Genomic DNA, 11,456 nt, shown 5'->3' on the forward strand with positions numbered 1-11,456 from the left:
TTGGATTTATGACTTTGGAAGTACGTCTGGCGGGTTCAGCTGCCGGGGGTCAGGACCGGGACGCGAGCCACCGCGCGAGCAGCCCCTCCGGGACCTCTTCAGCGGTCAGCGCGAAAGTCCGGTGGTCCGCCCACTCGCCGTTGATGTGAAGGAAGCGTGGACGATAGCCTTCGTCGCGGAATCCCAGTTTCTCAACCACGCGCAGGCTGGGGCCGTTCTCGGGCCGGATGTTGATCTCCATCCGGTGCAGGCCGAGGGCCTGGAAGCAATGGTCCGTGGCCATGGCCACGGCGGTAGGTGCGATGCCATGACCGGCGCGGGCCTGGTCAACCCAGTAACCCAGTGTGGCCATCATGGCGGAACCCCACACAATCGAGGACACGGTCAGCTGGCCAACAATGACCGGGGCGGCCAACCTGGGTGTGCGCTCGGCGATCAGGAAGGGCAAGGCCGTCCCTTGGGCGGCCTGGATTTTCAAGGACCGCACCATCTGCCGGTAGTCAGGCAGCGCACCGCCAGACGCCGGGTTGGATGCTTCCCAGGGCGCCAGCCACTCGCTGTTGCGCCCCCGGACCTGGGTCCATTCCCTCTTGTCCCGGTACCGGATGGGGCGCAGGATCAGGTCGCCGCATTCGAGTGTCACGGGCCAGATGGCTCCGGGGCGCACGGCAGCTATTTAGTGAGGCCGGCCGCGAAGCCCGGCAGCCACTCCCGAAGGCCGGGGCCGAGGTCGTCGCTGTCGATGGCGAGCTGGACGCAGGCCTTGAGGTAGCTGAGCTTGTCACCGGTGTCGTAACGGCGGCCTCGGAAGACCACGCCGTAAACTCCATAGCCCTCGCCTTCGCCGGCCGCCAGTTCCTGCAGGGCGTCCGTCAGCTGGATTTCCCCGCCCCGGCCCGGGCCGGTGCGCTCGAGCACGTCAAAAACTGCCGGGTGGAGGACGTAGCGGCCAATGACGGCCAGGTTGGAGGGCGCCTCCTCCACGCTGGGCTTTTCGACGAGCTTGTTGATCCTGACGTAGCCTTCACCGTCGATCCCCTGCACGTCGGCACAACCGTAGGCACTGATCTGGGAGGGCTCCACCTCGATGAGGGCCACCACGGATCCGCCGGTCTTGGACTGGACATCGATCATGGTGCTGAGAAGTTCGTCCCGGGCATCGATCAGGTCATCGCCGAGGAGCACAGCAAAGGGTTCGTTGCCAACGTGCTGCTTTGCACGCAACACTGCGTGGCCCAGGCCGTTGGGGTCACCCTGCCGGACGTAGTGGATGTCACCGAGGTTGCTTGCTGCCTGGATGGACTCAAGTTTGGCGAGGTCGCCTTTGGCTTCCAAGGTGTCCTCCAGCGAAGGAACCCTGTCGAAGTGGTCCTCCAGGGCACGCTTGTTGCGTCCCGTGATCATCAGGATGTCGTTCAGGCCAACGCTGACAGCTTCTTCAACCACGTACTGGATGGCCGGCTTGTCCACCACCGGGAGCATTTCCTTGGGCATGGCTTTGGTGGCCGGCAGGAACCTGGTGCCGAGTCCGGCAGCGGGAATAACGGCCTTGCGTACTGTCTGCTGAGTGGTAGTCACTGGACTAATCTAACGGAGGGGCTGATCATTCAGTAATTATTGGTGGCTCCCGGGCCAATGGACCGCAGCGACTGCAACGGCCACAGTAAACGCCAACGAAGGAGCGGCATGTCCGAAGGCAGCAGCGCAGCCAAGGCGGACATCCGCGCACGCCATCGTGCGCGCCGTGCCGCGACGGATCCCACTCACCGCGACGCCGCCGGTGCCGCCCTGGCCGCCCACGGCGCCGCGTGGGCCGAACAGTTGACCGGCGGGACGCCGTCGACCTTTTGCGCATACCTGGGCGTAGAACCCGAACCGCCCACACTGCCCCTGATCATCGAACTCCATCGGCATGGCCACGCAGTCCTGCTCCCTGTCTGTGAGCCCGGACGCCGGCTGAGCTGGACGCAGTGGACCCCCGGCGTCGAGTTTGTCCGCAGCCGTTATGCGCCGGTGCTGGAACCGGCCGGACCTCGCCTTGGCCTCGGCGTCATGACGTCTGTTGCCGCACTCTTCATCCCCGCCACAGCCGTGGACAGGGACGGCAACCGCATAGGCCAGGGCGGCGGCTACTACGACGTCCTGCTGGGCTCCCTTGGCCGGGACGGACTTGAGATCCCGTTTGCGGCCGTCGTCTTCGATGCCGAACTGCTTCCGGCCGGAAGCATTCCCGCCGAAGACTTTGACCGGAGGGTGCCGGCTGCCCTGACGCCGTCAGGTTTGATCCGGCTACCGGACCCAGCCTGACGGAGGGCTACTTTCCGGGGGTGATAGAATTGGCACTCAGGCCCTGCGACTGCTAATGGACGGTTTGCGTTCAGCGCGGCACAGGACCTCTCGTTTGCCCCCGAGGAGGATCACCAGTGCCCACTTATGCTTACGCCTGCAAGGATTGCGGCCACGCCTTCGACGTTTTCCAGTCGTTTACCGACAGCACCCTGACGTCATGCCCGGAGTGCCAGGGCGCCTTGCGCAAGAAGTTCAACAGCGTGGGCGTGGTCTTCAAGGGCTCCGGTTTCTACCGGACTGACTCCCGGGATGCCAAGGGAAGCACCGTTTCGGCTGCCCCTGCCCCTGCCCCTGCCCCTGCCGCGGCCGCGCCGGCACCTGCCACGGCCGCTGCCGCCAGCTGACCTCCGGTCTAACAAGACGTACGACGCCGGCGGCTCGGTTGTCCACATAGGCACCTTCGCTTCTGTCGGACTCCGTTGCCGGTACGTAGCGTGGTTCGCATGCCCGCTACTCTCTTTCGTCCCAGCCGCGGATCCGCCCCGTCGGGACGCCAGGTCCGCCGTCCGCTCCCGTCAGCACGCCCCCGCGGCGTGCGTGGCCACAGGCTATTGTCCTGGCTGGGCCGGAACCGGCGCCTTGCGATAGCGCTCCTGCTTTGCCTTGCTGCGGGGATCACGGTCCATCAGCTCACTCCCCCGCCCACCGATACTGTTCCGGTGTTGGCTGCGGCGCGGGATCTCCCCGCAGGCACGGCCTTGTCGGCCACGGACATGACGGCAACGAAGATCCCGCCGGGGATGCTGACCGCCGGGGCCATATCCCACACCGGTGAAGCCGCGGGAAAACAACTGGCAGCCCCTTTGCGGAAGGGCCAGCTTGTGACCGACTCCCTGCTGCTGGGACCCGGCCTGCTGACCGGAACGCCTCCAGGCTCCGCAGCCGTGCCGTTGAGGATGGCCGATCCTTCCTCCATCCAGCTGGTATCGCCCGGGCAACTGGTCAATGTGGTACTAACCCGGGCGAACGGCTACGATCAGCAGTCCCCCTCAGAAGTGCTGGCAACGTCCGTTCCCGTCCTGTGGACGTCAGGACAGGGCGGCAAGACGGGTCAGTGGTTGGGCACCGGCGAAACCGACGGGCTGATTGTCGTGGCGGCAGCCCCGGAGCAGGCTGCGCGGCTGGCCGGGGCCTCCACCCAGGGCAAACTGTTTTTCGTTCTGGTGGGACCCGAAGGCGGGGCGGGGTGAAGCCGTTGCAGCTTGCAGGTCAGCCCCAGTGCGGCGGCTTGTTTTCCTTCAGCCAAGCATCGTGATCGTTGTCGGGGCCATCGCCCCAGCGCTTCGGGTCATCCTCCGCAGCCTTGTTGGGCAAGATGCCTGCTGCCCCTGGCACCTGGCGTTCCGGCGCAGCGGCCGTCCCGTTTCCTGCCTCATCTGGCTGGCCGTTACCGCGTGTCTCCGCCTGATCGGTATTCCGTGGCGTCACAACAACCGCCTCCTCACTGGCCAGGCGTCCGGCCTGGTCTTCGTTCCTGTCGTTTTCAATACTTCCCAGCGCGAGCGCGTCCATGTCCTCGTCAAAGAATCCGCCCGAGGCTGTGCCTCGTCCGGGCGGCAGAACATTCTCAAGGCCCAGGTAACCCGCGATCCGGTCCGCGCAGGCGGACGGGTCCGTAAAGACTTCGATGGTCCATAGCGGCATGTACCGCCAGCCCATCCGTTCCAGCAGCTGAGGGCGGAGCCGGCTCCGCTCGCGGACACTCATGGTGCGGTACTGCTCCGTGCCATCCGATTCGATGGCCACCGGTCGCGGAATCTCGGCGTCGTCCTGGCCCATGGTGCTGAGCGGGTCTGCTGCGGCCACCACGTCAATCACGCCGTCGTACTGGTGCCAGACTCGGGCGCCGCGGGCACGCAGCCGGTCGCCAAGATCGGCCACGAGGGGATCGGCCCCAAGCGCCTGCTCGCTGGCAGCCGCACGCGAGGCCGGGGTACCGAGATCGGTCTTTCCGGCAATTTCACGATTGAGGAGCTCGTAGAAGTCCACCGCCCCGTAGGACAGCCGCGTGTGGTCCAGGTCTTCGGGCTGGAAACACGTCAGTACGTGGAGCGATCGGCGGGCACGCGTCATGGCCAAAGCGAACTTTTCCCGCCCGCCCTCAGCCGACAGGGGTCCGAAGTTGTGCAGCGCCCGGCCATGCGGAGTGCGGCCGAAACCGGGTGAGAAGATCACGTGGTCACGGACCAGGCCCTGCGCACGCTCAAGGTCAACCACCCGGAAGGACTCGGATCCTGCGCTGAAGAAGCTGGCCAGCCCCGGGTGGTTCGGGAGCTGAAGACGGATTGACTCACCGATCCGGGCAGCGTGGCGCAGGCTGGCGGTGACCACTGCCAGCGACGTGCGCGGCCGCGTCCGGGCGTGCTCAAAGACCAGCTGGACCACGCGGTTAACCTCGGCCACCACGGATTCCACGCCTTCGTGGTCGGCGCTGGGCAGCCCCGTGCCGTCGGGCAGATACTCGACCAGGAGCGCCCTGTCCAGTCCCGTGGCCGATTGCCCCTCCGGGAGCCTGCGGAGGGCCCCGTCGTAGGAGTTCTTGCTCAGCTGCAGGACCAGGTCCTCGTCAACCGCGCGGTAGACAAAATTCAACCGCCAGACAGGCAGGACCGCAGACAGCGCCGAATACGCGCTTTCGACGCGATGATGGGCCGCTTCACCGGGGGCCAGCCGCTCAACACCAACAGTGAAAGTCCGGGGGCTGGCAATCTTGGCATCACCGAAGGCAATGACCTGCCCGGCTCGGGCGATGGCAGGCAGGACGGCCTGCAGCGACGTCGCTTCGGCGTCCAGGATGACCACGGCGTCGAAGTGCTGTTCGGCCGGCAAGAGCCCGGTCATGAGGTACGGGCTGACCGACCAGACCGGCACCAGCATGGGAACCAGCTCGGCGGCCTGGGCGGTCAGCGCCGCGAGGGTAACCCTACCGTCCTTGAGCAGGCTCTTGAGCAGCTGCGCCTGACGCGGGTGTTCCGCAAGCGCGGTCCCCCACCGTTCGGACAGGTCCCAGCGCAGGCGCGCCGCGCCGCTGGCAATATGGGCGTTGTCCGCGAGCCGGTATTCGGCCTCAAGCTGCCGGAGCGCGTCCCCGTCAGACATGGCGAGGTAATCGTCGCCGCTGATCATCGCTTCCAGCGCGGACTGCCACCAGGCCAGTTCAAGCTCTGCTGCGACGGACCCTGCGGGAACCTCCCGGTCCGCAAGATCGGCCAGGAGCTCCCCCAGGCCGTGCTCGCGCATGTTTTCCACGAGCAGCGTGCGCTCGGGAAGCGTTTTGAGCGTGTGGGTGTCGGCCACGAGCCGCTCCAGCCGCTCCATGAGTTCCTCATAGCGGGCCGTTGCCAGCGAGCCACCGGCCTGGGTGTGCCGGAGGGCCTCGCCCAGCTGGGTCAGCTCCCGGTCCAGCGACCGGTACATCACATTCATTTCGGCAAGGCCCGCGGGGACGGCCGGGTGGCGCTGCGAGGTGGCGTACCCTGACCAGAGGGCACGCTGGTCCTGCACCAGCACCAGCGAGCTGTGGAGATCGCTGATGTGGACGCCCGGGCGGACGTACTCTTTCGCGACCCGGCGCAGGCGGGAACGCTGCATGGAGGCCATATCGACGTTCCGCTCCCGGCGCCAGGCGGAGGACGCCGTGGCGGAAATGAGATCGTTGACCGGCCTGTCGAAGATGTCCGGTGTGAACTTATCTAGGCTTTCGCGGACAGCCATGAGGAGTTCGAGCTGCTCCCCCCACTCCGAGAAGGACAAGCCAAGCCGGATTTCGGCATGTTCGGCCACGCTGTTCATCCGGTCACGCAGAATAGGCAGGTTCTTCGCCACTGACCGGGCGAGCTCCTGGGCTTCCTCGGTCTCCTTGCGGGTGAGCAGCCGGGCGCCGTGCCACGGGCTTGTGGTGGACGCGCGGCTGAAGCTGCCAAGCTCGGCGGCGCGGCGGAGCCGGCCGGCGAGCTCATTGCGGTCGCGGATGCTGTCCAGCACACTGCGCTTGAGACGGACCGTGGTGGCGGGAGCCGGATGGATGGACGTCAGCTCGGCCAGTGACTGCATGGCCTGATACGGCGAGCAGCCCCAGCGCTGGCGCACGTTATGGAGGGACGCCACGTGGTCCATCAGTGCGTGCCGGTGCTCGGTTAGGGTCCGGTGGAGGTTCCCCAGCTGCGGCTCAAGTGATTTTTCGTTCCGCACGATGGCCCGCACCAGCTGGGCCTTGAGCTGCTGGGGGGTGGCTGTGCCGGAGAGCTGGAACAGGATGGATTCAAGTCCAAGCGATTCCAGTTGTGCCGATACTTCGTTCAGGCTGGCCCGGCGGTCACCCACCACCAGGACAGACTTGCCCGCATCCACCAGGGCACCGATGGTGTTGATGGCCGTCTGGGTCTGTCCTGTGCCCGGCGGGCTGCTGACCACCAGGGAGTCGCCTGCACGGGCGGCATCTATAACGTATTGCTGGGCCGGATCGGCGTCGAGGAGGAGCAGTTCGTCGTCCGGGTGGCGCGCGTCCACACTCGGGAAGCGGGAGGGGTCCGGCGCAGGTACGTCAATGACCTCACCGCCGGCTGCCTTGGCCAGGGCGGCGACCAGCGGGTTGCCCTCATGGATCCAGGGATCGTCCAGGTTGCCGGAGAGGTCCGCGAAAGTGGACACCAGCAGATTGTGCTGGGCTTCGGCGCCGTGGATGGGCCGGATGAGCGTTGCGAGCCTGTCCAGGACAGGCTGGGGATCGAAGCGCGCGGTGCTGTAAGCGAGGCGGGTCACGGCGTTAACGTCAAAAACGATGCCATGGACGGTTTTCAGGTGCCGGACCAGGGCCGGGTTGATGTTGGCCTGCTCGGTGAGCTGCAGTTCGTAGTCGTCCTCACCCGGCCGGACCGTAAGCGAAATTGCCGTTAGCATCACCGGCGCGGAAATGCGCTGGGGTTTGCCGCCAACGGCGGAGGTCCACACAACGGTGCCTGCGGATAGGTAACCGGCATCAATGCCCCGGTCATTTCCGAGTTCGAAGATTTTGGAGCGGATGTTCCGCGATGCCCGGGCCGCGACGACGTACTGTTGGTGGTCGCGGATGAGTGTGGACAACCGTGTGCGGCGGCCGGCCATAAGCTGGGCCAGACCGGAAGGGTGCGCATGGGTCAGGTCAATGGAACCTTCGGGGGTCTTGGTGAAACGCAGCATGGTGTCTGCCCCGGTGACGGGTTTAAGCCCGGACAGCCATTTTCCAAGCTCCTCAGAACCCTCCGGGTGGCCTTGACCAACTGACACTACTGCCTTCTTTTCTGCGTTTGCACGTGACGCCCTGGACCATACCGGCATACTTTCGAGCGTAGCCGCAAAGAAGCCGGGATGAGAGACCGCAACACTGAATCAGGCCAAATTGCGGTGGATTCCAACGGATGATAATAATGGCCGGCCTCCGCTGACGGAGACCGGCCACTCACACTGCTATTCCCACTCGATGGTTCCCGGCGGCTTGCTGGTTACGTCCAGCACCACCCGGTTGACGCCTTCCACCTCGTTGGTGATCCGGTTCGAAATCCGGGCCAGGAGATCGTACGGCAGGCGGGACCAGTCCGCCGTCATGGCGTCCTCGGACGAAACGGGACGGAGCACAATCGGGTGGCCGTACGTGCGGCCGTCACCCATGACGCCGACACTGCGGACGTCGGCCAGGAGGACTACCGGCATCTGCCACACCTCGTTGTCCAGCCCGGCTGCGGTCAGCTCGGCACGCGCGATGGCGTCTGCCTTGCGGAGCAGGTCCAGGCGCTCCTGGGTGATGTCGCCGACGATGCGGATTCCCAGTCCGGGGCCGGGGAACGGCTGGCGCCCGACGATTTCCTGTGGCAGGCCCAGCTGGGCGCCCACGGCGCGGACCTCGTCCTTGAACAGTGCGCGGAGGGGTTCAACCAGTTCGAACTGCAGGTCCTCGGGAAGGCCACCGACGTTGTGGTGGCTCTTGATGTTCGCGGCACCTTCGCCGCCGCCGGATTCGACGACGTCCGGGTACAGCGTGCCCTGGACCAGGAACTTGATCTTCTCGCCGTGGGCCGCGGCCTCGGCGATGATGGCCAGCTCGGCCTCTTCGAACGCGCGGATGAACTCGCGGCCGATGATCTTACGCTTGGTTTCCGGATCGCTGACGCCGGCCAGGGCCGACAGGAAACGCTCCTGCTCGTTGGCTACGTACAGCTTGACGCCGGTGGCGGCAACGAAGTCGCGTTCAACCTGTTCGGCTTCGCCTTCGCGCAACAGGCCGTGGTCAACGAACACACAGGTCAGCTGGTCGCCAACGGCCCGCTGAACGAGCGCCGCCGCAACGGCAGAGTCAACGCCGCCGGAGAGCCCGCAGATAACCCGGGCGTCGCCGATCTGCTTACGGATCCGGTCCACCTGCTCCTCGAGGATGTTCCCCGTGGTCCAGTTGGGCTCCAGCTTTGCGCCCTTGAACAGGAAGTTTTCCAGCACCTGCTGGCCATAGGCCGAGTGCTTGACCTCGGGGTGCCACTGCACGCCGTAGAGGGCCTTCTCTTCGTTGGCGAAGGCAGCCACTTCAGCGCCGGCCGTCGTCGCCAGCACTTCGAAGCCTTCGGGGGCCTCGTGCACAGAGTCGCCGTGGCTCATCCAGGTGTTCTGGTGCTGCGGCATCCCTTCGAGGACGGAGCGGCCCTCACCGAGGATGGTGGTTTCGGTGGAGCCGTACTCGCGCAGGCCGGTCTTGTCGACCTTCCCGCCCAGGGCATTGGCCATGGCCTGGAAGCCGTAGCAGATGCCGAAGACCGGAATGCCGGCCTCAAACAGGTCGGCGCCGACGGCGGGTGCCCCGTCCGCGTAAACGCTGGAGGGACCACCGGAAAGGATGATGGCGGCGGGGTCCTTGGCCAGGAGCTGCTCGGTGGTGAAGGTATGCGGAACCACTTCCGAATACACATTCGCTTCCCGGACGCGGCGGGCAATCAGCTGCGCGTACTGGGCACCGTAGTCAACAACCAGCACCGGCTTCTGGGAAGTCTGGGATGCAGTGGGAGTAGTCACCGCACTAGCCTACTTGCGTGGTCGCCCTGCCGCACCTTGGCGGGCCCCGCTGTGACGGAGCAGACTCTCCCCGTCCCGGCGGCGCTCCCGTTTACGCCGTCTCAGTAGCGCTGTGTGGCCTGGGGGTTCGCCGCCAGTTCAGCCTCCACCTCGGCGTGGAACTTCTTCTCCACGATAAAGGAAAGGAAAGGCACCACGCCTCCCAGTGCCAGGAGGATCAGCTTCATAAAAGGCCACCGCATCAGCGACCACAGGCGGAAGTTGGAGATCAGGTAAACCACGTACATCCAGCCGTGGAGGATCAGCACGGCGACGGAGATGTTCACGCCGCCCTCCACGCCCTTGGGCTCGGCGTCGGCGAAACCCAGGCCGAACGGCTGCCCCGTGCCGGCGCTGGTGCCGCCGGCAAAAAGGTACTGGCCAAAGGCGTAACGTGCGATGAGTTCGGCGCAGAGCAGCAGCAGCATGGCGCCGGTGAGGTACGCCAGCACCTTGTAGAACTTCAGGGCGGAACGGATCTGCCGCTCGGTACCGCCGAAGCGGCGCTTCTTGCCCTTGCCCTGCGCAGGTCCCTGCTGGATGGCCGGTTTCGGTTCGATCATGGCTTTACCTTTTGTTGGAGCTGTTCAGAGGTTGCTTCGGCGGGCGGAGCATCATGGTGAGGATTGTCGTCGAGTTCCTCTTCGAGGTCCCGCCGGTAGTCGTCCTTCACGAGGCGCCACCAGATAAACAGGGCGAAGCCAGCGAACACCACCCACTCGAGCGAGTAGAAGAGATTGAGCCAGTTGACTTGCTGGGCGGGCGGCTGGGGACCGATTTCCAGGGGCTTCAGGGCTCCGTCAACGGCCGCCGCGGACAGGTCGGACCCGGCGGCCAGTTCCGAGGTCGCGGCCACGAATCCCGGGTACATGCTGATGTCCCAGTAGTTGATGAGTTCGGCAACCGACACGGCAGAGGCGCGTCCGGCGTCCGGCGCGGTGGACGGCAGCGGCGATTCAGACGGCAGCAGCCGTCCGGTCAGGTTCACAATGCCCGACGGCGGTGCGCCGGCGTCGTCGGGATCTGCCACCCAGCCGCGGGCTACGGGAATCCAGGTCTGCGGGGAAGCCGCGACACCGGTGACCGCGGGCGCTCCGGTCACGGCGAAGGCGGAAACCACCCAGTAGCCGTTCTCGCCATTCTTCAGGCGTTCTGGCACCAGAACCTGTTTGGCGGGGTCGTAGGTTCCTTCGGCGGAGACCATCTGGTCTGACACTGACCCGGGGAAGAATGATCCGGGGACAAGCGTCTCCGTCAGCACCCTCACGTCCTCGGTGTCGGGATTCACCGCAACCTCGGGCTGCGTGGAGCGCCCGAACTGCCACTGGCTGAGCAGGACAAACACCCCGGAGACAACGATCGCGAAGACCAGGCCTGCGATCCATCGGGGCTTAAGGGCTGTTTTCCACACGTCTTAACCGTACTTCGTTCCTCTGTAGAACAACTAATAGCCTGCCCTAGAGTGGGGCAGCCGGGTCCCTACGTGGCGACGGAGTCGACACGAAAGGGCCTGCCCCAATCTCAGTGGTCGAAGAACACCAGGCTCGAGTTGATGAGTTCGGCGATGACTTCGGCATCGTAGGCCCGGCGCAGCGACTCCCGAAAGGATTCCTTGGACAGGGAGCGCGCCAGCGTGGCCAGGACTTCGAGGTGATCGGAAAACGAGCTTGCCGGAGTGGCGATCAGGAGGATGACGGTGGCCGGACCGTCAGCGGCACCGAAGTCCAGGGAGTGGCCGTATTTGGTGATGCCCACGGCGATGGACGTCCGCGAGACGAATTCGCTGCGGGCGTGCGGGAGCCCGATCCCGCCCGGCAGGCCGGTGGCGAGCTGGTGTTCGCGGGCGTTGACGTGCTCCAGGAACCCCGGCAGGTCTGTGACGCGCCCGGCGGCGAAGAGGCGTTCTGCGAGTTGCGCCGCGGCGTCCGACTTGCCCGTTGCTTCCAACTCCAGAATCACCAGATCGGAGGTGGTGAGATCGGCATCGTACCGGTCAAGTGGTTCCGCCAAGGCGTATCCCTTCAGTCAGGAGA

At 65.6% G+C, this 11,456-nt stretch carries 10 protein-coding genes; 3 read left to right on the plus strand and 7 right to left on the minus strand.

Annotated features, from left to right (window positions below):
- Positions 1 to 49: 49 nt before the first annotated feature.
- Positions 50 to 667: a GNAT family N-acetyltransferase gene (locus FYJ92_RS13425; RefSeq protein ID WP_185261155.1), complete on the minus strand. Its 618-nt coding sequence runs from the start codon at positions 665 to 667 to the stop codon at positions 50 to 52.
- Positions 668 to 672: 5 nt separating this feature from the next.
- Complete coding sequence (gene galU / locus FYJ92_RS13430) at positions 673 to 1,578, minus strand: UTP--glucose-1-phosphate uridylyltransferase GalU (protein WP_185261156.1); 906 nt, start codon at positions 1,576 to 1,578, stop codon at positions 673 to 675.
- Between the two features lie 108 nt (positions 1,579 to 1,686).
- Between galU and FYJ92_RS13435 the strand changes: the two genes are divergently transcribed.
- From FYJ92_RS13435 to cpaB, 3 genes are all read left to right on the plus strand, one after another.
- A complete protein-coding gene (locus tag FYJ92_RS13435; RefSeq protein ID WP_185261157.1) occupies positions 1,687 to 2,307 on the plus strand; it encodes a 5-formyltetrahydrofolate cyclo-ligase in 621 nt (206 codons plus the stop codon).
- 116 nt (positions 2,308 to 2,423) lie between these two features.
- A complete protein-coding gene (locus FYJ92_RS13440; RefSeq protein WP_185261158.1) occupies positions 2,424 to 2,693 on the plus strand; it encodes an FmdB family zinc ribbon protein in 270 nt (89 codons plus the stop codon).
- 99 nt (positions 2,694 to 2,792) lie between these two features.
- Entirely contained in the window at positions 2,793 to 3,539 is a 747-nt protein-coding gene (gene cpaB, locus FYJ92_RS13445; RefSeq protein ID WP_185261159.1) for a Flp pilus assembly protein CpaB, read from the plus strand.
- 19 nt (positions 3,540 to 3,558) lie between these two features.
- Here cpaB and FYJ92_RS13450 read toward each other — a convergent pair whose 3' ends face one another.
- From FYJ92_RS13450 to FYJ92_RS13470, 5 genes are all read right to left on the minus strand, one after another.
- A complete protein-coding gene (locus tag FYJ92_RS13450; protein WP_185261160.1) occupies positions 3,559 to 7,665 on the minus strand; it encodes an AAA family ATPase in 4,107 nt (1,368 codons plus the stop codon).
- Positions 7,666 to 7,794: 129 nt separating this feature from the next.
- A complete protein-coding gene (gene guaA / locus FYJ92_RS13455) occupies positions 7,795 to 9,384 on the minus strand; it encodes a glutamine-hydrolyzing GMP synthase (RefSeq protein ID WP_185261161.1) in 1,590 nt (529 codons plus the stop codon).
- 101 nt (positions 9,385 to 9,485) lie between these two features.
- Positions 9,486 to 9,986: a DUF3817 domain-containing protein gene (locus tag FYJ92_RS13460; RefSeq protein ID WP_185261162.1), complete on the minus strand. Its 501-nt coding sequence runs from the start codon at positions 9,984 to 9,986 to the stop codon at positions 9,486 to 9,488.
- Positions 9,983 to 10,834, minus strand: coding sequence for an SURF1 family protein (locus FYJ92_RS13465; protein ID WP_185261163.1), 852 nt, complete (start codon positions 10,832 to 10,834; stop codon positions 9,983 to 9,985). Before FYJ92_RS13465 ends, FYJ92_RS13460 begins: the two co-directional genes overlap by 4 nt.
- A gap of 110 nt (positions 10,835 to 10,944) precedes the next feature.
- Positions 10,945 to 11,433 (minus strand): PTS sugar transporter subunit IIA, encoded by a 489-nt coding sequence (locus FYJ92_RS13470; protein WP_185261164.1) that lies wholly within the window; start codon positions 11,431 to 11,433, stop codon positions 10,945 to 10,947.
- Between the last annotated feature and the right edge of the window lie 23 nt (positions 11,434 to 11,456).

This window comes from Pseudarthrobacter sp. NBSH8, assembly GCF_014217545.1.
In the GTDB taxonomy this organism is placed as follows: Bacteria; Actinomycetota; Actinomycetes; order Actinomycetales; family Micrococcaceae; genus Arthrobacter.

Coding starts and splice junctions, on each gene's coding strand:
- FYJ92_RS13435 (WP_185261157.1), top strand. CDS start 1,687: ATGTCCGAAGGCAGCAGCGCAGCCAAGGCGGACATCCGCGCACGCCAT.
- cpaB (WP_185261159.1), top strand. CDS start 2,793: ATGCCCGCTACTCTCTTTCGTCCCAGCCGCGGATCCGCCCCGTCGGGA.
- FYJ92_RS13450 (WP_185261160.1), bottom strand. CDS start 7,665: ATGCCGGTATGGTCCAGGGCGTCACGTGCAAACGCAGAAAAGAAGGCA.
- FYJ92_RS13460 (WP_185261162.1), bottom strand. CDS start 9,986: ATGATCGAACCGAAACCGGCCATCCAGCAGGGACCTGCGCAGGGCAAG.